The 23,685-nt window shown below is 51.9% G+C and carries 22 protein-coding genes; 10 read left to right on the top strand and 12 right to left on the bottom strand.

Annotated elements, in window-relative coordinates; genetic code table 11:
• Positions 1-121 precede the first annotated feature (121 nt).
• Positions 122-1,210, top strand: a complete 1,089-nt coding sequence (locus MYB54_RS13270; RefSeq protein WP_039514566.1) for an oxidoreductase — start codon at positions 122-124, stop codon at positions 1,208-1,210.
• A 109-nt stretch (positions 1,211-1,319) separates the two neighbouring features.
• Here MYB54_RS13270 and MYB54_RS13265 read toward each other — a convergent pair whose 3' ends face one another.
• From MYB54_RS13265 to ptrR, 5 genes are all read right to left on the bottom strand, one after another.
• Positions 1,320-1,532, bottom strand: coding sequence for a KTSC domain-containing protein (locus MYB54_RS13265; RefSeq protein ID WP_039275478.1), 213 nt, complete (start codon positions 1,530-1,532; stop codon positions 1,320-1,322).
• A 212-nt stretch (positions 1,533-1,744) separates the two neighbouring features.
• Complete coding sequence (locus tag MYB54_RS13260) at positions 1,745-2,389, bottom strand: glutathione S-transferase family protein (protein ID WP_205537109.1); 645 nt, start codon at positions 2,387-2,389, stop codon at positions 1,745-1,747.
• Positions 2,390-2,571: 182 nt separating this feature from the next.
• Entirely contained in the window at positions 2,572-3,417 is an 846-nt protein-coding gene (gene fghA, locus MYB54_RS13255; protein ID WP_119870463.1) for an S-formylglutathione hydrolase, read from the bottom strand.
• 42 nt (positions 3,418-3,459) lie between these two features.
• Positions 3,460-4,581 (bottom strand): S-(hydroxymethyl)glutathione dehydrogenase/class III alcohol dehydrogenase, encoded by a 1,122-nt coding sequence (locus tag MYB54_RS13250; protein ID WP_010294737.1) that lies wholly within the window; start codon positions 4,579-4,581, stop codon positions 3,460-3,462.
• A 63-nt stretch (positions 4,582-4,644) separates the two neighbouring features.
• On the bottom strand, positions 4,645-5,532 hold the full coding sequence (gene ptrR, locus MYB54_RS13245) for a putrescine utilization regulator PtrR (protein WP_248720868.1): 888 nt from the start codon (positions 5,530-5,532) through the stop codon (positions 4,645-4,647).
• A gap of 702 nt (positions 5,533-6,234) precedes the next feature.
• On the opposite strand from ptrR, the gene MYB54_RS13240 reads away from it, so the two are divergent.
• From MYB54_RS13240 to yeiB, 3 genes are all read left to right on the top strand, one after another.
• Positions 6,235-7,914 carry a methyl-accepting chemotaxis protein gene (locus MYB54_RS13240; RefSeq protein WP_248720867.1) on the top strand — a complete coding sequence of 560 codons (1,680 nt, stop codon included), beginning with the start codon at positions 6,235-6,237 and terminating at the stop codon, positions 7,912-7,914.
• Positions 7,915-8,240: 326 nt separating this feature from the next.
• Positions 8,241-8,903 carry a GTP cyclohydrolase I FolE gene (gene folE, locus MYB54_RS13235; RefSeq protein WP_005967317.1) on the top strand — a complete coding sequence of 221 codons (663 nt, stop codon included), beginning with the start codon at positions 8,241-8,243 and terminating at the stop codon, positions 8,901-8,903.
• Between the two features lie 136 nt (positions 8,904-9,039).
• Entirely contained in the window at positions 9,040-10,227 is a 1,188-nt protein-coding gene (gene yeiB, locus MYB54_RS13230; protein WP_248720866.1) for a DUF418 domain-containing protein YeiB, read from the top strand.
• Positions 10,228-10,236: 9 nt separating this feature from the next.
• Here the strand turns inward: yeiB and sanA are convergent, their stop codons facing one another.
• Positions 10,237-11,016 (bottom strand): outer membrane permeability protein SanA, encoded by a 780-nt coding sequence (gene sanA / locus MYB54_RS13225; RefSeq protein WP_248720865.1) that lies wholly within the window; start codon positions 11,014-11,016, stop codon positions 10,237-10,239.
• A gap of 182 nt (positions 11,017-11,198) precedes the next feature.
• A complete protein-coding gene (rimO, locus tag MYB54_RS13220; protein ID WP_039527480.1) occupies positions 11,199-12,512 on the bottom strand; it encodes a 30S ribosomal protein S12 methylthiotransferase RimO in 1,314 nt (437 codons plus the stop codon).
• 222 nt (positions 12,513-12,734) lie between these two features.
• Here rimO and MYB54_RS13215 point away from each other — a divergent pair, with 222 nt between their 5' ends.
• Positions 12,735-13,901 carry a PQQ-dependent sugar dehydrogenase gene (locus MYB54_RS13215; protein WP_248720864.1) on the top strand — a complete coding sequence of 389 codons (1,167 nt, stop codon included), beginning with the start codon at positions 12,735-12,737 and terminating at the stop codon, positions 13,899-13,901.
• Between the two features lie 31 nt (positions 13,902-13,932).
• On the opposite strand, the gene MYB54_RS13210 is transcribed toward MYB54_RS13215, so the two are convergent.
• On the bottom strand, positions 13,933-14,550 hold the full coding sequence (locus MYB54_RS13210) for a glutathione S-transferase family protein (RefSeq protein ID WP_180789523.1): 618 nt from the start codon (positions 14,548-14,550) through the stop codon (positions 13,933-13,935).
• A 143-nt stretch (positions 14,551-14,693) separates the two neighbouring features.
• On the opposite strand from MYB54_RS13210, the gene MYB54_RS13205 reads away from it, so the two are divergent.
• The 4 genes from MYB54_RS13205 to MYB54_RS13190 all read left to right on the top strand — a co-directional run bounded on the left by MYB54_RS13205 (position 14,694) and on the right by MYB54_RS13190 (position 18,780).
• Positions 14,694-15,539 (top strand): MetQ/NlpA family ABC transporter substrate-binding protein, encoded by an 846-nt coding sequence (locus tag MYB54_RS13205; protein WP_010307328.1) that lies wholly within the window; start codon positions 14,694-14,696, stop codon positions 15,537-15,539.
• An 81-nt stretch (positions 15,540-15,620) separates the two neighbouring features.
• A complete protein-coding gene (locus MYB54_RS13200) occupies positions 15,621-16,637 on the top strand; it encodes a methionine ABC transporter ATP-binding protein (protein WP_248720863.1) in 1,017 nt (338 codons plus the stop codon).
• Complete coding sequence (locus MYB54_RS13195) at positions 16,630-17,289, top strand: methionine ABC transporter permease (protein WP_014915042.1); 660 nt, start codon at positions 16,630-16,632, stop codon at positions 17,287-17,289. The genes MYB54_RS13200 and MYB54_RS13195 overlap by 8 nt, the downstream gene beginning before the upstream one ends.
• Positions 17,290-17,574: 285 nt before the next feature.
• The gene (locus MYB54_RS13190) at positions 17,575-18,780 is read left to right on the top strand and encodes a serine hydrolase (protein ID WP_039468910.1); all 1,206 of its coding nucleotides are present in this window, start codon (positions 17,575-17,577) and stop codon (positions 18,778-18,780) included.
• Here MYB54_RS13190 and deoR read toward each other — a convergent pair.
• The 3 genes from deoR to MYB54_RS13175 all read right to left on the bottom strand — a co-directional run bounded on the left by deoR (position 18,777) and on the right by MYB54_RS13175 (position 22,393).
• Positions 18,777-19,550 carry a DNA-binding transcriptional repressor DeoR gene (gene deoR / locus MYB54_RS13185; RefSeq protein WP_039468912.1) on the bottom strand — a complete coding sequence of 258 codons (774 nt, stop codon included), beginning with the start codon at positions 19,548-19,550 and terminating at the stop codon, positions 18,777-18,779. The two genes, MYB54_RS13190 and deoR, sit on opposite strands and share 4 nt — an antisense overlap.
• Positions 19,551-19,582: 32 nt before the next feature.
• Positions 19,583-20,251, bottom strand: coding sequence for a deoxyribose-phosphate aldolase (gene deoC, locus MYB54_RS13180; RefSeq protein WP_039287051.1), 669 nt, complete (start codon positions 20,249-20,251; stop codon positions 19,583-19,585).
• 453 nt (positions 20,252-20,704) lie between these two features.
• Complete coding sequence (locus tag MYB54_RS13175) at positions 20,705-22,393, bottom strand: aspartate:alanine antiporter (RefSeq protein ID WP_014915046.1); 1,689 nt, start codon at positions 22,391-22,393, stop codon at positions 20,705-20,707.
• A 376-nt stretch (positions 22,394-22,769) separates the two neighbouring features.
• Here MYB54_RS13175 and MYB54_RS13170 point away from each other — a divergent pair, with 376 nt between their 5' ends.
• A complete protein-coding gene (locus MYB54_RS13170; RefSeq protein WP_014915047.1) occupies positions 22,770-23,141 on the top strand; it encodes an inner membrane protein YbjM in 372 nt (123 codons plus the stop codon).
• 93 nt (positions 23,142-23,234) lie between these two features.
• On the opposite strand, the gene MYB54_RS13165 is transcribed toward MYB54_RS13170, so the two are convergent.
• The gene (locus tag MYB54_RS13165) at positions 23,235-23,501 is read right to left on the bottom strand and encodes a GrxA family glutaredoxin (RefSeq protein WP_010277298.1); all 267 of its coding nucleotides are present in this window, start codon (positions 23,499-23,501) and stop codon (positions 23,235-23,237) included.
• Between the last annotated feature and the right edge of the window lie 184 nt (positions 23,502-23,685).

Below are 23,685 nucleotides of genomic sequence, written 5' to 3'. Positions count from 1 at the left end.
AAGCTGGTGCAGGCAAGTGAATAAGATGGGTTTATCAATAGGGTAGCGCAGCAGATTCATCTATCAGATAAACATAGCATAAGAGCCGTGTTCAAGAGGGCGCGGCGAGGAAGATTCAAACATGCACACAACGACAGTCCGCGTACAGGTTGGCCCTGCTAACTATTTCTCTTTCTCTGGCGCTATCGATAAGCTGCTGGATTTTTATCCACCAGATGTACTGAAAAACGCGCTGTGGATCTACGGCGAGCGGGCGATTGCTGCGGCTCGACCGTATTTACCGGCCGAATTCGACGCGCCTTCAGCCCGCCGCGTGCAGTTTGGTGCGCATTGTAGCGAAGGGGAAGTCGCAAAACTGGTGGCACAGGCGGGCGATGAATGTCGGGTCGTCATTGGCGTCGGCGGCGGGGCGGTGCTGGATACCGCGAAGGTCGCCGCGCGTCATATCGGTGTGCCACTGGTCGCTATCCCGACCATTGCGGCGACCTGTGCGGCCTGGACGCCGCTGTCCGTGTGGTATAACGATGCCGGACAGGCGCTGCGCTTCGAGATTTTCACTGATGCTAACCATCTGGTGCTGGTGGAACCGCGGATTATGCTGGCGGCACCGGTGGAATACTTACTGGCTGGCGTCGGCGACACGCTGGCGAAGTGGTATGAAGCCGTCGTTCTCAGCCCTCAGCCAGAAACGCTGCCGCTTTCTGTTCGGCTGGGCTTACAGGCCGCTCTGGATATCCGCAATGTGTTGCTGCAACAAAGTGCGGCGGCGCTGGAAGCCGTCGAGCGTGGTGAACTGACGCAGGATTTTCTGGATGTGGTGGATGCAATCATTGCCGGTGGCGGTATGGTTGGCGGGTTGGGTGAGCGCTATACCCGCGTGGCGGCGGCGCATGCGGTGCATAACGGTTTAACGGTGTTGCCACAAACTGAGCGCTTCCTGCACGGCACCAAGGTGGCTTATGGCATTCTGGTGCAAAGCGCGTTACTGGGCGATAGCGACACGCTGCTTCAGCTGAAGGAGGCGTTTAAGGCATTCGGTTTGCCGACCACACTCGCCGCACTGGACGTGGATATTCACGATCGCGCCGCGCTTCAGGCGGTTATTGCCCGCACTTTGCAGGCGGGGGAATCCATTCATTATCTGCCGTTAACGCTCAATGAAGACGTCCTGCTGGCGGCGTTTAACACCGTTGAGTCGACTGGGGAATAACCGGGTAGAAAGAGAAGGGCGGAGAGTATTCTCCGCCCTAAGACTATTATTTATCTTTAAAAACTAGGGGTCTTTATCTTTAAAAATCAGGGCTCTTTATCTTCAAAAACTACTGCGTTTTCTCGTAGGGGAATGAATTTTTGATAAAGCTGGCGTAGTAACGGTACTTCGTCTTGCTGGCCATCAGCTCTTCATAAATCATGCGTGCTACGCCGCTGTAGAGATAGATGCTCCCATTTAGCAATTCGACTTCCAATTGGCTTTTTTCTGCATCGTATCCGACTGAAAACAACTCTGTTGATGAAACTCGTTTTCTCTGCAAAATTAATCACTCCCAACGTGTCAATGCCGCATCCTGACGGTATACCACCTTTTAGCTATAGCGTGTTATAGCTCGAAATATATCGGGGGTAAACAGCAGCATATCGTTATCAGTTCATGAATAATCAGTAAATGCTCACATAATTCTTGCTCTGTCGCCCAGCGACCCGCTTTGTTTGTCGTTGTCGATGAGGTGATATTCCAATCGCACCGTTAATCCTGAGCGAGAGCCCGCTGAAAAGCTGGCTGACTTTCTATCCGCTCTATGTATTGCTTGATGTGCGGGTAGTGGCTGAAATCCAAACGCGTTTTCGCCAAAACCAGCGGAACGGCCATTTGTATATCGGCACCGCTGAGCGATTCTCCCGCAAACCACTCTTGTTTACTCAAATGCTGTTCGATGAACTGAAGCTGTGTCGTCAGCCGCGGCACAATAAAGGCCTTCTCGATGCTTTGCACAATTTTGCGTGCAATGGGGCGGATGAAAAATGGCATCGGTGCGGATTCTGTTTTTGCCAAAACTAAACGCATCACCAGCAGCGGCATGAGTGAACCTTCCGCAAAATGCAGCCAGAAGCGATAGTCCAGCAGTGCTTGTCCGCTCTGTGGGCGGAGCCTGCCGTTGCCGTAAGTCTCAATCAGGTATTCCACAATGGCTCCGGATTCGGCAATCGTGAGTTCGCCATCGGTAATCACCGGTGATTTTCCTAGCGGGTGGATTTGTTTGAGTGATGCCGGAGCGCTAAACGTTTTTGGGTCACGCGCGTAGCGAATGATTTCATAGTCAACGCCCAGCTCTTCCAGCAGCCAGGTTACGCGGGTCGAACGGGATTTTTCGAGGTGATGAACGTGTATCATCAAGGTTTCCTTTTTTTCTTTTTTTATCCGTCATGTTGCACGCGGCAGGTGCGCTCATGTCTTTCAGGGGTTATGACGATGGAGTTATTACAGGAAGAGAAAACGCGCTCAGGAGATTCCTGAGCGCGGCGCTCAACAAGGTAAGCATAGCACCATTATTCGACGCGCTATTCTTCCAATAGCTATTCTTCCAATAAATAGCGGGCGTGGAAGCGCAGATGATCTTCGATGAAACTGGCGATGAAGAAATAGCTGTGGTCATAGCCAGACTGTGTCCGCAGCGTCAGCGGCCAGTCATACTGGCTTGCCAGTTCTTCCAGTTTCGCCGGTTGCAGCTGATCGGGAAGGAACTGATCGCAATCGCCCTGATCGACCAGCATGGGCAGCTTCTTCTGGCTATTTGCCAGCAAATGGCAGCTGTCATACTGCAACCACTGCGTTTCATCCTCACCGAGGTAGGCGGTCAGCGCCTTGCGTCCCCAGGGAACCTGACTCGGGTTAACGATCGGTGCGAACGCTGACGCAGACTGGAATTGATCCGGGTTGCGTAGCGCCAGCATCAGCGCGCCGTGGCCGCCCATCGAATGCCCACTGATGGACTGACGGCGATTCACGTTAAAATGTTGCTGGATTAACGCCGGCAATTCACTGCTGATGTAGTCATACATCCGGTAGTGTGCCGCCCAGGGTGCCTGCGTGGCATTCACGTAGAATCCCGCTCCCTGACCCAGATCGTATCCCGCGTCGTCTGCTACGTCATCGCCGCGCGGGCTGGTGTCTGGCATGACCAGCACCAGACCCAACTCGGAGGCAACGCGTTGCGCACCGGCTTTCGTCGTAAAATTTTCGTCGTTGCAGGTTAACCCTGACAGCCAGTAAAGCACGGGCGGCGGCGTGTCATCCTGTGTCGGCGGCAGATAAATACTGAACGTCATCGCGGTGTTCAGCGTTTCTGACATATGGCGGTAGCGCTGTTGCCAGCCGCCAAACATACGGTGTTCTTCCAGCAGTTCCAGTGATGAGGTCATCGCTGTACAGCCTCCTTTATTCTGTTCCTGACAGTCGCGCAATTAACCGAAATGAATCACAGAGCGAATCGATTTGCCTTCATGCATTAAATCGAATGCCGTGTTGATCTCGTCCAGCCCCATGGTGTGGGTGATGAAGTCATTCAGCGGGAATTCGCCTTTCAGGTAACGATCGACAATGCCTGGCAGCTCGCTACGGCCTTTCACGCCGCCGAAAGCAGAACCGCGCCATACGCGACCCGTCACCAGTTGGAACGGACGAGTGGCGATTTCTTCACCTGCACCCGCCACGCCGATGATGATGGATTCACCCCAGCCTTTATGACAGCACTCTAGCGCGGAACGCATGACATTGACGTTACCGATACACTCGAAGGAGAAGTCCACGCCGCCATCGGTCAGTTCAACGATGACGTCCTGAATCGGCTTATCGTAATCTTTCGGGTTGATCAGATCGGTCGCACCCAGTTTACGCGCCAGATCGAATTTGCTGGTGTTGAGATCGATACCGATGATGCGTCCGGCACCTGCCATTTGCGCACCGATAATGGCCGACAGACCAATGCCGCCGAGGCCGAAAATCGCAACGGTATCGCCCGCTTTTACTTTTGCGGTATTCAGCACGGCGCCCATACCGGTGGTGACGCCACAGCCCAGCAGGCAAACTTCTTCCAGTGGTGCTTCTTTATTCACTTTCGCCAGCGAAATTTCAGGCACAACGGTGTGCTCAGCGAAGGTAGATGTGCCCATGTAATGGAAAATCGGCTGGCCATTTTTGGAGAAGCGAGTCGTGCCGTCCGGCATCAGGCCTTTACCCTGCGTGGAACGAATAGCCTGGCACAGGTTGGTTTTGCCAGAGCGACAGAATTTACATTCGCCACATTCTGGGGTGTAAAGCGGAATAACGTGATCGCCAACGGCAACGCTGGTCACGCCTTCCCCGATGGCTTCAACAATCCCGCCGCCTTCATGGCCAAGAATCGCCGGGAACACGCCTTCAGGATCTTTGCCGGACAGCGTGTAGGCATCTGTGTGGCACACGCCGGTTGCGACGATGCGCACCAATACTTCACCTTTCTGCGGTGGCATCAGATCCACTTCTTCAACCGACAGTGGCTGGTTGGGACCCCAGGCGATAGCGGCACGGGTTTTAATCATTTGCATGGTGGAGGCTCCTAATGGCATTCCGTTATGGGTGGTAAATTGAATGACAGGACGTGCTATTCATCACGGTGTCGTCCTGTCTTGAAAATGGCTGCCCTGTTCAATAATGAGCTTTTTAAGCGCCTCGACATTCGGGCCGAAGGCGTCGCGTCGCCAGACAAGCCAGGTGGACGCGGTGGCGATGTCGGACGGTAATTCATGCACCTGAACGCGCGTGCCTGCGGGCAGTGATTCAAGGACGGCATACGGGAGCATAGCGAGTCCGGCACCGCTGGCGACACAGGCAAGCATGGCATGGTATGAGTGGATTTCCATGATCGTGCCGGGCACCACGCCATCCTGCCGGAACCAGTTCTCAAGGCGCTTTCTATAGGAACAGCTGGGGCGGAAGGCAAACAGCGTATCGTGGCTGGCATCCCGCGCATGGGTAATCGGCGCATGCGTCGTGTCAGATATCAGCACGAGTCGTTCCGTAAAACACGAGCAGCCATTCAGCTCATCGTAGACAACGGGGCCATCGACTAACGCTGCCGCTAATGTTCCCGCGCGCACGCGCTCAATGATTTCGCCGGATGTACCGGTATTCAGGGACAGCGAAACATTGGGGTAACGCTGATGGTAAGCCGCTAATAGCGTAGGCAAACGGGTTGCCGCAGTGCTTTCCATCGAACCGAGCGCGAAATTACCGGCAGGTTCCCCCGTGCGCGTCATGCTGATCGCTTCCTCACTAAGCGCCAGAATGCGCTGTGCATAACATAAGAAATTGTGGCCAATAGGGGACAGGCGCAGGCGCTGCTTCTCACGGATAAACAGATCGGTGCCCAGTTCTTGTTCCAACTGGCGCAGCCGCGTGGTCAGATTTGAGGGTACCCGATGAAGCTGCTCTGCGGCGCGCGCGACGGAGCCCGTTTCGGCGACGAGACAGAACATGCGGAGCTGGGTCAAATCCATATCTTTCTCTTTTCGTAATGAACTGATGTTTGATTATTCATTTTTTGTGAAGTGTAGCGGCAAGCAGCACATTTCGCAACTGGCTTACGCCACACTGATGTGAACGTAACGTAAACCCAGCGCGATGAGATGTGCTCTGAATGATGAAAATGACGTGCGTAATTATCATCAGGATTAATATTTGGGCTTAGAAAGAGAAGAACGCGATAAAATGATCGCGGCCGGAATTAATAGCACCACAATCAACTATTACCCCGAATAGGGGCATATTTTCTAATGAATAGGGCAGAATGAAAAAATAAGAATAATCACAGAAAAATAAAACTGTATTTTATCCTGACGCAATAGTGGAAGCGTGAAAATAAATAGATAATTAAAATAAACAGTTAAATGTGAAGATAAATTGTTGTATTGGAGCAATAGCCAGAAGCTATCGCAATTCTTCATTTTTATCGCATTTGTTGATGGGAAGGCGTAAAGTGCCCGCCTAAAGTGCCGATAAAGTTAATGTATGGTAGGAATACATTATCGTTATTGTAAGGAAGTGTGTCTTTTTGTCATTAAAGGAAAATAACTCTAACTAATGAGAGCCTCTGCTCTTCATTAAATGACGTAACACCCGGCGTATTTCCAATTAAAAATGTGCGGCTATCTTGCAGAAAGCGCAGAGGAAAATCGCCAGATAATTTATAGGAGTCTTCTGTGAATTTTTTAAAAAATATCACCATCAGGGCAATGCTTTTAACAATACTGGGTCTGTTTCTGGTTGTATGGGGGGGCGCGTCTTTCTTTACCACCACCTCATTAAGCAGCATGACCAAACTATTGGAGTCCGGCGAAACTCAGCGTAAAAACGTAGAGATGCTGGTGAAAGGCAATGACCAGTATTTTCGTACGGTTACTCGCTTGTTGCGTTCTATGGATTTCCAGCAAACAGGTGAAACTGCGGAAGCAGAAAAAGTATTTACGTCAGCAACCACCGCGTTTAAAAACACGTCAGATCAGCTGGCTGCGTTTAAAGCCGCTGGGCATGTCGGCGTCGATAAAGAAACGGCAGACAATATGATCGCTGCGTGGACCCAGATATTGGATAACGGGTTGACGCCGATGCTGAACGCCGCGCGTGAGAATCGTCAAGAGGAGTTCCGTCAGCTTTTCCGTAAAACCTACCCGCCGTTGAGTGTCGCGTTTGGCGCGAATATGGATAAATACCAGACCGCGATTATTTCGTCGTCAGAGGCGTCAATGCGCGAGGTCTACGGCCTGGTCGACTGGAGTAATCGTATTCTGCTGGGCGCGGCGGTGCTTGGGCTGCTCATCCTGCTGTTGACGGATCGCTATCTGGTTCACTATCTGGTCAAGCCGTTGAATATGATCAAAGGCTATTTCCAGGTACTGTCAGCCGGACAGCTTGGTCACCCGCTTGAAGAGTTTGGCCGCAACTGTGCCGGACAGCTGATTCCTTACCTGAAAGAGATGCAGGGCAGTCTGGTTAATACCGTTTCCATCATCCGTGACAGTTCTGCATCGATTCATCAGGGCTCGAGCGAAATCAAAAGCGGTAACAACGATCTGTCCGCACGTACCGAGCAGCAGGCCGCCGCACTGGAGCAGACCGCTGCCAGTATGGAAGAGCTGAGTGCGACGGTGAAACAGAATGCCGACAACGTTCATCAGGCGACCAAGCTGGCGCAGGACGCTTCTGTTGCGGCGAAGAAAGGTGGCGACGTCACGGCCGATGTGATGGCGACGATGGCAAGTATTACGACCAGTTCGAAGAAAATTGCCGACATCACCAGCGTCATTAACGGCATTGCCTTCCAGACCAATATTCTGGCGTTGAACGCAGCGGTAGAAGCCGCCAGGGCGGGTGAACAAGGCCGTGGTTTTGCGGTCGTCGCGGGCGAAGTCCGTAATCTGGCGCAGCGCAGTGCGCAGGCAGCGAAAGAAATTGAAAGCCTGATCACCGAGTCGGTTGAACGCGTCAACATGGGGTCAAATCAGGTCACCCAAACTGGCGAAGCGATGGATTCCATCATTTCCGCCATTACCCGAGTGAACGATCTGATGGGTGAAATCGCCTCAGCATCGGATGAACAGAGTCGTGGGATTACCCAGATTGGTCAGGCTGTTACCGAGATGGATGGCGTCACGCAGCAGAACTCCGCACTGGTACAGGAATCTGCCGCTGCCGCGGCATCGCTGGAAGATCAGGCCCGTCAGTTAACTGAAGCAGTATCGGTATTCCAGCTGTCGGCCGCAGATGCCCCGCGTCGTTCTCAGCAGCGTTTGGCGGAAGCGCCAGCAGTGCAGAAACCGATGTTATTAGCCGCCGCTGGTGGTAAGAAAGGTAATGCTAACGATAACTGGGAAACCTTCTGATAACCCCACAACACGCGGCGTCAGGGCGCTGACAGCCGCAAAAATCAGGTGATTTGTCGTTAAAAGCACTGGGATAGTTTCCCAGTGCTTTTTTGTTTATCACTGGATAGTTACGCCTGAATAGGCGTTTTTCTGTGCATACAATTCGACCTTGTTACGGCACACAAGTACATCCGCCACGCTTGATAACCTGAATCTATTTCAACAATCATGACATACAATCACTGGATAATCGTGACTCTCTCAACTAGAGTGTTGACGGCGCTAGGGCCTGACCAAGGCCGTGATAGTGCGATAGGCATAGTTACACCTGCAGGAGAATAATAATGTCATCACTAAGTAAAGAAGCCGTTATGGTGCACGAAGCGTTGCTGGCACGCGGTCTGGAAACGCCGCTGCGCGGCGCGTTGTTGGATCGGGATACGCGTAAGCAACGTATTGCCGAGCATATGACGGAAATTATGAATTTGCTGAGCCTCGATCTGAGCGATGACAGCCTGGCTGAAACACCGACGCGTATCGCCAAAATGTACGTTGATGAAATATTCTCCGGTTTGGACTACGCCAACTTCCCCAAAATCACCATCATTGAAAACAAAATGAAGGTCGATGAAATGGTCACCGTACGAGACATCACGCTGACCAGCACCTGCGAACACCATTTCGTGACGATCGATGGGAAAGCGACGGTGGCGTATATTCCGAAAGATGGCGTCATCGGCTTGTCGAAGCTCAACCGTATCGTTCAGTTTTTCTCTCAGCGCCCTCAGGTGCAGGAACGCTTAACGCAGCAGATTCTGGTTGCGCTACAAACGCTGTTGGGAACCAACAACGTTGCGGTCTCGATTGATGCGGTGCACTACTGCGTGAAGGCGCGCGGCATTCGTGATGCGACCAGTGCCACGACCACAACCTCGCTCGGTGGCCTGTTTAAATCCAGCCAAAATACGCGTCAGGAATTCTTGCGCGCGGTACGTCACCACAATTAAGCCTTCTTATTGACGATGATGAAGAAAATACGCTTTGTCATCGTCAAATCGGTCATCGTCAAATCAGTAAGCATCTTCGCTTTTTCTCTGTATCTGCATACAATCGCTACTTCGATGATTTGAAAATGTAATTTGTATGCCTTCTCACTCTATACCGTCACCTCATTCGCCACTTTCGCGGCCACCTTCACGGATAGCCACGTTGGATTTTGCGCGCGGCGTCGCCATTTTAGGCATTTTACTGCTGAATATTACGGCGTTTGGTTTACCGCATGCAGCCTACCTGAATCCCGCCTGGCAAGGGGAACCCACGCTGTCTGATGTCTTAACCTGGGCGGCGATGGATTTGCTTGCGCAGGCGAAATTTCTGACGCTGTTTTCTCTTCTTTTTGGCGCAGGATTACAGCTGCTGCTGTCGCGGGGGAAGCGCTGGGTACATGCACGCCTGTTCTGGTTGATGATCATCGGGCTGATTCATGCCATTTTCCTGTGGGATGGCGACATTTTACTCGACTATGCGCTGATTGGACTCGTGTGTTACGGCATGATTCGTCATGCGGAAAGCAGCCGGTTGTTAATACGGACAGGGACGGTTTTGTATCTGGTGGGCATCGGCGTACTGTTTGTGTTGAGCCAGATTCTGAGCCTGCAACCGGGACGATTTTGGCTGCCGGGCATGGCGGATATCGCCTATGAAGCCTACTGGCGGGCGTTAGGTGGGCCGGAAGCGTGGGGGAATCGTGTCGACCTGCTAACGGAAAGCCTATTGTCGCTGGGCGTGCAGTACGGCTGGCTGCTGGCGGGATCGATGCTGCTGGGGGCAGGCTTGATGCGCAGTGGCTGGCTGAAAGGTGAGTTCAGTACGGCACACTATCGTAAGGTTGCGCTGTGGTTGATTCCGCTAGGTGTGGCGATTAACAGCGTTGGCGTAGTGGGGCAGTGGCTGGTGGACTGGGAATATCGCTGGAGCGGGCTGTTACTGCAGGTTCCGCGCGAACTGAGTTCACCTTTGCAGGCGATAGGGTATCTGGCGCTGTGCTATGGCTTCTGGACCACGCTGTGTCAATCGCGCATCACCTACTGGATTACAGATGTCGGGCGCATGGCGTTAACCAACTATTTGCTGCAAACGCTGATTTGCGTCGCGTTGTTTAATCAGCTTGGCCTGTTTATGGCGTTCAGCCGTCTGCAACTGCTGGCACTGGTTCCCGCTATTTGGATCGTCAATCTGGTTTTCTCTCACTACTGGCTGCGCTATTTTCGTCAAGGACCGCTCGAATGGTTATGGCGTACGCTCACTAATGCGATAGGCAAAACGGCGTAGAGAAAGACGCTACGGTGCGACCTGCTCGTGGTGAGGTTCGGACTCGGACTCAGTTTTTGCCGGTTGCTCCGGTTTAACCTGATGTGCTGGCGCAGGAAGTACCTGTTCCGGCAGGACGGCAGGATAATCTGGGGCATCCTCTGGGATGGTATGTTCAGCGGGAATCGGCACCTGCGGCCCTAAAAAGCGCGGTTCGCGTTTCAGGATATACAGGTCGAACAGCGCGCCCAAACGAGCGCCAAATTCACGAACTCGCACGGTCATCATGTTTTTTGGGGAGGGCACTGCGTAACACTGTGCCTGAATGCCCAGGTGCAGCGCGATGAATAGCGCACGCTCACAGTGGAAACGCTGGGTGATGATGGTGAAATCGTTGGTATCAAACACCTTACGTGTTCTGACGATGGAATCCAGCGTACGGAACCCCGCATAATCCAGCACGATATCCGAAGGTGGAACGCCTGCGGCGATCAAATCGCGACGCATCGTCATCGGTTCATTGTAACTTTGTAGCGCGTTATCACCGCTTAATAGCAGATAGCTGACTTTACCGCTGTTGTAAGCGTTAATCGTCCCTTGCATGCGGAACAGGTAATACTGATTGATTACGCCGGTACGGTAGTATTTCGCGGTACCTAATACGACGCCGACCTGACGTTTCGGCAAGGTCTGAAGCTCATCGTAAATAAAGGGCGCGGTTTTCCAGCTGATCCAACGATCGAGGGCAAAAGCAGAGAGCAGCAGCACGCCAATGAGGGCTAACAAACCGAATGTCAGGCGTTTCCACATGCTTATGCCTCAGGTAAGGCGAGTAGACTAATCATGCCCCAAGGCTACTTTACCTGACAGGGGGACGCAAGACGAAGGCGAGGAACGGGCGGTTTATTGATTGAATTTTCAGCGTTCGGGACGAGATGGTGTAAAAATAAAACGCCAGCCTTTCGGGCAGAAAAGCTGGCGTGACAGGCGTGTTAAACTCGGCTACCCCACAGATCGTACTCGTCTGCGTGTTCGACTTTCACTTTAACGATGTCACCGACTTTTACGCCGGTTTCGCCGTTCAGGTAAACCGCGCCGTCAATCTCAGGGGCATCGGCCATGCTGCGACCAATCGCGCCTTCTTCGTCGATTTCATCGATCAGCACCAGCACTTCACGGCCAATTTTATCCTGCAAACGCTGGGTAGAAATCGCCTGTTGAAGCTGCATGAAGCGATGGAAACGCTCTTCTTTGATCTCTTCCGGCACCTGATCTGGCAATTCATTTGCCGCAGCACCTTCGACCGGGCTGAATTTAAAGCAGCCCACGCGGTCAAGCTTGGCTTCTGTCAGGAAGTCGAGCAGCATCTGGAAATCTTCTTCCGTTTCGCCGGGGAAGCCGACAATAAAGGTAGAACGCAGCGTTAAGTCCGGGCAGATTTCGCGCCAGCGCTTAATGCGCTCCAGCGTTCTTTCTACTGCGCCAGGGCGTTTCATCAGCTTGAGAATTTTCGGGCTGGCGTGTTGGAGCGGAATGTCCAGATAAGGCAGGATTTTGCCTTCTGCCATTAACGGGATCACATCGTCTACGTGCGGATACGGGTAGACATAGTGCAGGCGCACCCACACGCCGAGCGATGCCAGTTGCTCACACAGGCTGACCATGCTGGTTTTGACCGGTTGTCCGTTCCAAAAACCGGTACGTTGCTTCACATCTGCGCCGTACGCTGAGGTATCCTGAGAAATTACCAGCAGCTCTTTTACCCCGGCATCAACCAGACGTTTTGCTTCATCCAACACCGAGCCGATTGGACGGCTGTCCAAATCGCCACGCATAGAAGGGATGATGCAGAACGTACAGCGGTGGTTACAGCCTTCTGAAATTTTCAGATAGGCATAATGGCGCGGCGTGAGCTTGACTCCCTGCTCGGGAACTAAACTGGTAAACGGGTTATGTGTCGGTTTCGGGACGTATTGATGCACGTGCGACAGCACCTGCTCGTAGCTGTGCGGACCGGTAATTTCCAGAACTTTTGGATGCACTTCGCGTATTTGATTTTCTTTGGCACCCAAACAGCCCGTTACGATGACTTTACCGTTCTCATTCAGCGCTTCGCCGATGGCTTCCAGCGACTCTTGTACGGCGCTGTCAATAAAACCACAGGTATTGACGATCACCAGCTCAGCGTCGTCATAACGTGGGACGACCTGATAACCTTCAGTACGCAGTTCGGTCAGAATCCTCTCGGAGTCGACGAGGTTTTTCGGGCAACCGAGGGAAACAAAGCCGATACGTGGTTGTTGCATATTATTCGCTCACAAAATAAACAGAAAATAAAAACCGGAGGATTCTACACCATAGTTGATTATCCTTATAGTCAGTGGTGTAAAACTCAGCATTTTATCGCTGTGAAGATGACGCTTCTAATGAGCGATTTCTTCAATAAATGTAAACCTTGCCGCGTTTTTTTGCACAAACACGGCCTGCCGCCTAAATTTACAGGACTTTTGTTGGATGGAGACAACGCTATGCCCTATCGCCTGATGCCTCGCAATTCTGCTTCACATCCCCTGTTACGACGATTTTCTGCTGCCCCACATTGGCTGCTGCTTAGCGCAACGCTGCTGTTTTCCAGCCAGCTCTTGGCGGCGGAACCGAAAGTGACGGAATTGCAGGATAAGCTGGATCATCCGTGGTCATTAGCGTTTTTGCCGGAAGAGCAGGGAATTCTGATTACGGAACGCGCCGGAAATTTACGCTTATGGAACGCGGGCAGCGCGCTGTCTGCGCCGATAGCCGGTGTACCGAAGGTCTTTGCTAAATCACAGGGCGGATTGCTGGAAGTCGCGCTATCGCCGGACTTTGCGCAGAATCGACGCATCTACCTGAGCTTTGCCGAAGAAGGGAGCGGGGGGAAAGCGGGAACCGCTGTCGGCTACGGTAAACTCTCCGAGGATAATAAGCGGTTAGAGAATTTCACGGTCTTCTTCCGTCAGGAACCGAAGCTGTCGACGGGTAACCACTTCGGCGGCAAGCTGGCCTTTGATCGACAGGGGCATCTGTTTATCGCACTGGGCGAAAACAACGAACGCCCGACTGCACAAGATCTGGACAAATTACAGGGCAAAATTGTTCGTCTGACCGCGGAGGGGAAAGTACCGTCCGATAACCCGTTTGTGAATACGCCTAACGCACGGCCGGAAATCTGGTCTTATGGACATCGCAACCCGCAGGGATTGGCGATTAATCCGTGGTCTGGCGTGCTGTGGGAAAATGAACATGGCCCGAAAGGTGGCGATGAAATTAACATTCCCAAAGCGGGCGAAAATTATGGCTGGCCAATTGCAACGCATGGCATTAACTATTCCGGGCTGAAGATTCCAGAAGCGAAAGGAAAAGAGATCGCCGGTATGGTGAATCCCGATTTTTATTGGGAGAAATCACCGGGCATCAGCGGAATGGCCTTCTATAACAGCGACCGTTTCCCGCAGTGGAAAAACTCAGTCTTTATCGGCGCGCTGGCAGAGAAGAACCTGATTCGGCTGACGCTTGATGGCGACAAAGTCGCGTCCCAAGAACGCTTGCTGGGCGACCGCGGTGAACGCATCCGCGACGTAAGACTGGGGCCAGACGGCTATCTCTATCTGCTGACCGATCACGACAATGGCAAATTGCTGAAAGTCGGGCTGGAGTAATAAATCAGGCACCTTACGGTGCCTGTTTCACTTAAGACAGTGGAATCATGACGTGCTTCTGATACGCCGGGCGTTCGGTGAGTTGCTGATACCAGCGTTCCAGATGAGGATGCGACTGTTGTTCAATCGGCATATTCAGCCAGCCGTAAGCAATACAGCCTAGCGGAATATCACCAACGCCGAATTGAGCGCCGGATAGCCACGGCTGATTGGCCAGAACGGTATCCACAATATCAAACAAACGTTCACATTCAGCGATGCCTTTCTGTACCAATGCGGTATCGCGTTTTTCCGGTGGCGTACGCACGATATTAACGAACACCGGCCCGAAGGAGAAGGCGAGAGAGGTTGCCCAGTCCATCCATTTTTCGGCACTGGCGCGCTTGCCCGGATCGGCAAGATACAGCGAATCCTGACCATACTGTGCCGCCAGATAACGTACGATGGTATTGGATTCCCACAGCACCAGATCGTCGTCACGTAAACAGGGGATGAGGCCATTAGGATTCATCGCCAGATAGTCGGCTTCATGGTTAAGACCAAATTGTCCGCCTGCCACAATATGCTGATAAGGCAGCGCAAGTTCTTCCGCACACCACAGGACTTTCTTTACGTTGGTCGAGTTATCACGACCCCAAATCGTTATCATTGTTGCCTCCTTTTTTCGTGAAGCCTGCCTCGGTTATCCGCGACAGTCGATGAGAAATAATGATATGCCTTTTTAGTCTTTATGATTTAACTCGTCATTCTTAATAATGACAGCAAGTTACATTCAGACAGGAAAGTTACACAATGACATTGACGCATTCTGTTCGTGCCGTGCTGGGCATCACACTGCTTGCCGCGGGTATGCAACTGGCGCTGGCCAGCAGCGATCCACAGACGATCACGTTTGGCGTAGCACCCGGGCCGTATGGTGACATGGTGAATCTGGCCATCAAACCTGAGCTGGTGAAAAAAGGCTACAAGGTCGTCGTGCGTGAATTCAGCGATTACGTTCAGCCCAATCTGGCGCTGGCCAACGGCAGCATTGATGCCAACCTCTTCCAGCATACGCTGTATCTGGAAAAATTCGCCGCCGATAAAGGGTTAAAAATCTCTCCGCTGATTACCGTACCGACAGCCAGCATGGGCTTCTACTCGAAGAAAATCAAATCGCTGGATGAGCTGAAAAAAGGAGACGTGGTCACGCTCTCTAACGATGCAACCAATCTGGCGCGCGGTCTGCGTTTCCTGCAATCGATAGGGTTGGTTACGATCAAAGCTGATATCGATCCGACCAAAGCATCTGAGAAAGATATTCTTGAAAACCCGCGCGGCTTGGTCTTCAAACCGATGGAAGCAGCGCAGTTACCCCGTACGCTGGATAGCGTGACGGCATCGCTGGTGAACGGTAATTTTGCGCTGGCGTCCGGTATGAAACTGTCATCGGCTATCAAGCTGGAAACGCTGGATGAAAACCTGAAAAATATTATTGCCGTGCGTACCGACGATCTCGATAAGCCATTTGTTAAAGATACCAAAGCGATTGTGGAATCACCGGCATATGCTGCGGTGATCAACGATCCGGCGTTGATGTATAGCCAGTTCCAGAAACCAGAGTGGATGCAGGCGAAAACGCCAGCGCCCGCACAGTAAGTTTTAGGCTACACAGAATATCTTTTGGCCGGTCTATGACCGGCTTTCTTCTTTTCCGCTCAGGCCAGGAGTTTGCGGATAATGATTCAGCTAGAAGGGGTAAGCGTTGACTTCTCACAAGGGAAGCAACCAGAAAACCGCGCGGTAGACAACGTGTCGTTGCACATCCAACGGGGCGAGGTCTACGGGATTGTCGGCACCAGCGGCGCGGGGAAAAGCACGCTGCTGCGGACCATTAATCTCTTGCAGCGACCGACTGCGGGTCGCGTGCTCGTCAATGGCGTGCTCATCAGCGAATTAGCGGGGCAGCCGCTGCGGGAACAGCGCCAGAAAATTGGCATGATCTTTCAGCATTTCAATCTGATGCAGACGCGTACCGTGGCGGAAAACGTGGCGTTCAGCCTGAAAGCCGCTGGGAAATCCAGTGCGGATATCGCGACACGTGTACCGAAAATCCTGAACGTGGTAGGGCTTACGGATAAAGCGTCGTCTTATCCGGCGCAGCTCAGCGGCGGACAGAAACAGCGTGTAGGTATCGCCAGAGCCATTGCCAACGATCCTGAAGTATTACTGTGCGATGAGCCAACGTCGGCGCTCGACCTGGAAACTTCAGCCGCTATTCTGGCGCTGCTGAAAGAGATTAACGAGACACTGGGCATTACCATCGTGCTGATTTCCCATGAGATGAGCGTGATTAAGGCCGTGTGCGATCGCGTGGCGGTAATGACGGGCGGGCAGGTTGTAGAAGAGGGTGATGTTTTCGATATCTTTGCGACGCCACAGCACGCATTTACGCGTCAACTGGTATCCCACACGCTCGATCTTGCATTGCCGCCTCGCTTGCTGGTGGATTTGCAGGGCACACTACTGAAGATTCTGTTCGTTGGCGAATCGGCGGAGCAACCCGTGCTGTCGGACGTGGCGATGCGCTTTGGCGTGTCCGTTAACATTCTGCACGGCAAGATCGAATACATTGGTAATCGTGCGCTAGGTATCCTCGTCGCGCTACTGGCTCATCCATCCGACCCCGAAAAAGTGACCGAAGCCGTGGCACATATTCAGGTAAGAACGGCGAACGTGGAGGTGCTGCATGGCTGATTTATGGATCGATCTGGTCGCGGCGTTTGGCGAAACGTTCCAGATGGTGGGGATCTCCACGTTGCTTGCCGTGATTGGTGGTTTACCGTTGGGGTTGCTGATTTACGTCACCGACAGGAACCTGTTCTGGCAAAACCGCGCTGTTTATCTGTTTGGCACGGTACTGGTGAATATCATCCGTTCTATTCCTTTCGTGATTCTGCTGGTCTTACTGCTACCGCTGACGCAGTGTCTCTTAGGCAATACGATTGGGCCTGTAGCGGCGGCGGTGCCGATGTCGGTCGCCGCGATCGCGTTTTATGCGCGTTTGGTGGATAGCGCGCTGCGTGAAATCGACCCCGGTATCGTAGAAGCGGCCGAAGCATTTGGAGCCAGCCCGATGCGTATTATCGGCACGGTGCTGCTGCCAGAGGCGAAAGCGGGACTATTGCGTGGCCTGACGATCACGCTAGTGAGCCTCATTGGCTATTCGGCGATGGCAGGCATTGTCGGCGGTGGCGGGGTGGGGGATTTGGCGATCCGTTTCGGCTATTACCGCTATGAAACCGAGGTAATGGTGATTACCGTTATTGCGCTGGTTATTCTGGTACAGGTGGTACAGACGCTGGGTGACTGGCTGTCAAAACGTGCAGATAAGCGCGAACGCCGCTAAGGGAATGTCCATCACTGGCACGAGGGAAGCTACGCTGTTATGTCCCTCGTGCTATCCGCTATTTTTCTGGTAGTCCTGCCGTCTGCATTTTCAGACATTCCTTAATTTCCCCTAAGTCCTTTTTTTATCTGCGTTTTTTTAGAAGCTTTCATTTCTTTGACTATCTTTACAGAAGGAACGGTTTTCATCCCAGAGATGACGCGTTACCTTTGTATGTTACTAAAGTTTTCAAAACATATTGAAAATTAAGAATTTTTAACGACTGATGGATATCGCGGCGAACTCATGAAAACAACTCCTTTCCTGACCAGACTCACGTCTTTCTCTGTAGGTACGGTATTGCTTGTTGGTCTAGTGCCATTCACCTATGCGGAACAGTTGCCAGCGGTGCCGCAGATTGATGCTAAAGCCTATATCCTGATCGATCACCACAGCGGTAAAGTGCTGGCGGAAAGCAATGCTGATGAGCGTCTTGATCCTGCCAGCCTGACAAAAATTATGGCGAGCTATGTGATTGGGCAGGCGATCAAGTCCGGTAAAATTCGTCCGACGGATGAAGTGACAGTCGGAAAAGATGCATGGGCAACCGGCAATCCGGCGCTGCGGGGCTCGTCGCTGATGTTCCTTAAGCCGGGCGACCGTATCCCTGTTTCTGAGTTAAATAAAGGCATTGTCATTCAGTCCGGCAATGATGCCAGCATCGCGTTGGCGGATTACGTCGCGGGTAGTCAGGATGCGTTCGTTAGCCTGATGAACAATTATGCGAAGGCACTTAACCTGACGAATACGAATTTTCGGACCGTGCACGGTCTCGATGCACCGGGGCAGTACAGCACCGCACGTGATATGGCGCTGTTAGGGCAGGCGCTTATTCGCGATGTGCCGGAAGAATATGCGTTGCACAAGGAAAAAGAGTTCACCTTCAATAACATTCGCCAGCCTAACCGTAACCGTCTGCTGTGGAGCACTAACCTGAATGTGGACGGTGTGAAAACCGGCCATACTAGCGGGGCAGGACACAATCTGGTGGCCTCGGCCACCGAAGGCAATATGCGTCTGATTTCCGTGGTGCTGGGGGCGCAAACGGATGCCATTCGCTTCCGTGAAAGTGAAAAACTGCTCACCTGGGGCTTCCGCTTTTTCGAAACGGTAACGCCAATCAAGACGGATGCGCCTTTTACTACGCAGCGGGTTTGGTTTGGTACTGAGAAAGAGGCACGACTCGGCGTCGCACAGGATGCTGCGCTGACCATCCCGAAAGGGCAAATGAAAAACCTGAAGGCCAGCTTTACGCTAAATCAGCCGCAGCTTGCCGCACCACTGACCAAAAATCAGGTTGTCGGCACTATCGACTTCCAACTGGATGGTAAAAGCATCGGACAGCGCGAACTGGTCGCGATGGATGATATCCCCGAGGCCGGTTTCTTTAGCCGTCTCTGGGATACGGTGGTGATGAAGGTACAACAGTGGTTCGGTGGACTATTCAGTTAATTTCCGGGGTGGATTAACTGAATGCCGTTGTTGGAAAAATAACGTAAGTAGGCGTCGCTCGGGGCGCTGTCGGAAATGACGGTATCAAACAGCGTCATTGGGCCAATGCAGGCGCGTTTAATCTGACCGAACTTGCTGCTGTCCGCCACTAGAATGATTCGCTGTGCGGTTGCCATCGCGCGTTGCTTCATGCCCAGTTCGGCAAAGTTAAAGCAGGTGGCACCCGCAGTCAGTTCGATACCCGCCGCAGAGATAAAGGCTTTGTTCGGACAGACGTTGTCCAGCTCGCTTCGCTGATTGAGCGGGGTAAAAATCGCGTTATCTGGATGGTATTCCCCGCCGCACAAAATCACTCTGCACGCCTTTTTTTCCTGTAGTGCTAAAAAGGTGTTCAGGGAATAGCAAATCGCGGTAAAGGACAACTCATCAGGAATGGCATCAATGATGAAAGGAATCGTGGTGCCACAGTCGAAAAAAACGGTATCGTTTGCTTCCACCAGATAAGCAGCCGCAGTACCGATAGCCTGCTTCTCTCTTACGTGTTTGGTCTGCTGGTCGGAGACAAAATAGTTCGTGACACCGTTATTCTTCAGGTCGCTAACCACGTAGCCGCCGAGCAGCATGACGCTGGTGGAATCGGCATTCAGATCGCGGCGCACGGTCATCTCGGAGACGCCGAGTAGCTGTGCGGCGTCTTTAAGATGGAGTTTATCGGTTTTCTTTAATGCCTGAGCCAGTCTGCCGATTCGTTCGTCGCGCCGCGTTTCCATAAAATTCCCTGCTAGTAAGCTATTTTTTGTTGTTAGTAGTTTCCTGCTGCGGCCGTTTCACCCGAAACGATAGCGACGCCTGAACTGGTGCCGATACGTGTGGCGCCTGCTTCAATCATACGCTGCGCCGTTTGGCGATCGCGAACCGCGCCGGATGCTTTGACACCCATGTCGCTGCCGACGGTGCTACGCATCAGTCGAACGTGTTCTTCGCGTGCGCCGCCGGTGCTGAAACCGGTAGACGTTTTGACGAACGCGACATCCAACTGACGACACATTTCACACACCAGGACAATCTGTTCGTCATCAAGCAGACAGGTTTCCAATATTACCTTCAACGGTATAGCGGCGCAAACCTCACGCACGGCCTGAATATCCGCTTTGACGGCGGCAACATTCCCGCTTTTCAGCCAGCCGACGTTAATCACCATATCGATTTCTTGCGCACCGGCATCAATCGCCGCTTTCGCTTCAAAAGCTTTGCTTGATGTCAGGCCTGCACCAAGAGGGAAACCGATAACAGAGCATACCTGTACTTCTGTGCCTTTCAGCTTTTCGGCCACGAGGGGAACGTAACCTGAGTTAACACAGACGGCATAAAAACGGTGAGCGATCGCTTCATCGCACAGGGTGACGATTTGCTGTTCGGTGGCATTGGCTGCCAACAGTGTGTGGTCGATATAGCGTGCGTAGTCAGTCATGGTAAATCCTTGGAGGTGGAGATAAGAAATCAGATAGCGTGATTATGACACTCAATGATTTTTATGTCACAAAAATAACAATAGAATTAATTTTTGTTATTTTAATAACAAAAAATGAAGTGAATGTGATAGCGGATGTGGGGATATCGGGGAATAGGGAAGATGTATACTCTAAATAATTCAAATTTCAGGAAGGCGGCAAGCGAAGGAATCCCGATGAGCTTACACAGGTAAGTGATTCGGGTGACTGAACGTAGCCAACGCACATGCAATTTGAAGTATGACGAGTATAAGCGGAAAAGAAAACGCCCATCGCTCTTGAACCTGAAAGGCGGGAACGATGGGCTCCTCAATAAGGGGAATCAAAGAAAAGCAGTGGCACTTATTCAGACTGTAGGGCAAAGAAAAAGTTCTGGCTTTGAGAAAATAATATTGACGATTTTTTACACTTTCTCAGCCGGGCAGTTCAGGCCAGATAACCACGATCAATGAACCTGCTAAGGTGAGTAGCACGTTAGCGATGGCATAGGTACCCGCATAGCCTAGCGCAGGGATGTTACTGCGTGCGGTATCGCTGATAATTTCCATCGCGGGGGCACAGGTTCGTGCACCCATCATGGCGCCAAACAGCAGCGCACGGTTCATTTTCAGCACATACGCACCAAACAGAAAACAAATCACCACCGGCAGCAGACTCACGATCAGCCCTGAAGCCAGCATCTGAATACCAACGTCGCCCAGGCTGCTGTTGATGGTGCTACCTGCACTCAGGCCAACGCCAGCCATAAAAACCATCAGGCCGAATTCTTTGACCATGTTAAGTGCGCCTTGCGGAATATAGCCGAAGGTCGGGTGGTTGGCGCGCAGGAACCCCAGCATGATACCGGCAAACAGTAATCCAGCCGCGTTACCGATGCCAAAGGTGAAGTTGCTGAATTGGATGGTGATCAGCCCGACCATCACGCCGATGACGAAAAAGGCGCAGAAGGCCAGCAGGTCGGTGACCTGGCTATGAATAGAAATGAACCCGATTCTGTCTGCAATGCTTTTTACTCGGCGGGCGTCACCGCTGACCTGCAAGACATCGCCTTTATTCAGCACGACGTTATCGTCAATCGGCATTTCAATTTGGCTACGGACAATACGGTTGAGGAAACAACCGTGATCGGTCAGCTTCAACTGGCTCAGGCGTTTGCCGACGGCATTGTGGTTCTTGACGACGATCTCTTCCGTCACGATGCGCATATCCAGCAAATCGCGGTCGAAAACCTCTTTGCCATCGCGAAAATTGGAGTTCAGGCGAGAATGGGCGTCGGGATAGCCGACCAGAGCGATCTCATCGCCGATTTGCAAGACGGCGTCACCGTCGGGGCTGGCTAAGATCCCGTTGCGTCGGATACGTTCGATGTAGCAGCCAGTCTGGCGATAAATCCCCAGCTCGCGCAGATTCTTGCCATCCGCCCAGTCAACCAATTCCGGCCCGACCCGATAGGCGCGGATCACTGGCAGGTACACTTTTCTCTGGCTGTCTGGGTCTAATCCGCGCTCGCGTGCAATCTGCTGAGCGCTGGTAGGCAAATCCTGATGCTGGAGTTTAGGCAGGTAGCGTGCGCCAAAAATGAGGCTGACCAGCCCGACCAGATACGTCAGCGCGTAGCCCAAACTCAGATGATCTTGCTCAATACCGAGCTGATTACCCAAGCTGGCAGTGTTGCGCAGCGTGTCGCCCGCACCGACCAGCACCGGCGTTGAGGTCATGGACCCGGCCAGCATCCCCGCCGTCAGGCCAATTCCCCAACCAAAGAATTTGCCTAAGCCTAACGCCAGTAACATGGCGCTGCCGACCATCACCAGCGCCAGCATGAAATAATTCTTTCCGTCGCGGAAGAAAATAGAAAAGAAATTTGGCCCAGCTTCCACGCCTACGCAAAAAATAAATAACATAAAGCCGAGGCTCAGCGCTTCGGTATTAATCGAAAAATGCTGTTGACCGAGTAATAAAGAAACAACTAAAACTCCAATAGAATTACCGAGTTGTACTGGCCCGAGGCGCAATTTCCCCAGACAGAGTCCTAATGAAAGAACCACGAATAAAAGTAGAATGTAATTCCCATTTAACAAATCAGCGACGTTTATATTCATGGAATGTAACTTGTTGTTTACCAGTAAGTTCTTGATGTTATTCATTATAGCGGCTAGATTTAGCCATGAAATGCATGAATTCCCGTGACGGTATCAATACGCGTCAGCTGAAAGGAATCAGCCTCGTTCAGTATAATTTATCCGATAAAAATTTTTCAGTGTAATTATTGTTTAATTTAATGATTGTGGTGTCGCTGTTGAAGAAATGCGCCGGGTTATCGTCTTTTTCTGTGGACAGCCTGCGTGTCGAATAAATCGTAGCGAAGCCTCATGTTTTTCATATCGGGGAATAGATACACCAATCATTTTTACCATGCCGCATATTTTCGGTATCTGGTTGAGGCAGGTTGGGAGGCATATTGAGTGGGGGCGATTTATGGCAAGAAATAAAGGCTGGGTTGGTGCGACCTGCTGTTTTTTATTGTTCACCGTCGTGTTTCTGAGTCAAAAGATTGAGGCATCAGAGGTTGCGGTGAGTGATGGGCTACGCGGTAGTCCAGGAATGTTGCTTTTTCTGCTGCCCGGCATGGTGGCCTGTTTTCTTTCCGCGCGCGGTCGCCTGCTTTACCCGCTGTTTGGCGCGTTGGCGGCAATGCCCGTGTGTTTGCTGGTGCTCCATCTGTGGAATACGCCCATGCGCTCTTTCTGGCAAGAGCTGGCCTACGTGATGAGTGCCGTCTTTTGGTGTGTTTTGGGGGCAATGGGCGTGCTGTGTTTGCGGAGTCTTTATCGGCGCTATCTTCGTTGACGGACGCGATTCCGAACCCATAAAAAAGCGCGGACTGTCGCCGCGCTATTGTTTTGTCAGTTCGATGATCTAGGTGTTCTGTCAGTTCGATGATTATGACTGGAACAGAGCCAGATGCTCTTTAGCATAGGCTTCAAAATCGGTGCAGCCGCCGATGTGTTTTTCATCCAGGAAAATCTGCGGTACGGTTTCAACCGGCTTTCCTACCGTCTTGGACAAATCTTCTTTCGAAATGCCTTCTGCGTGAATATCTACATAGCGGAAGCTGAAGTCATCACGTTGCTCGGCCAATTTCTCTGCCAGTTCTTTCGCACGTACACAATAAGGGCAAGCGGGGCGCCCGAAAATTACAGCGAACATGTAAACTCCTTTGTAAAATTAGAAAAATGTTCTCATTCTTGAAACGCATAGCGTGACGCCCATTACAGACAAGGTCACGGCTAAAAATGTTACGGTTAATGAGGTTACTGCGAATCGCGTCACTATACCGAAATTTATCAATACTATGCCCGCATTCATTGATGAAAAAAAGTAGTCATTACCT

The organism is Pectobacterium nicotianae (genome assembly GCF_023272715.1).
Lineage (GTDB): Bacteria > Pseudomonadota > Gammaproteobacteria > Enterobacterales > Enterobacteriaceae > Pectobacterium > Pectobacterium brasiliense.
This window is presented reverse-complemented; position numbering and strand designations above follow the sequence as displayed.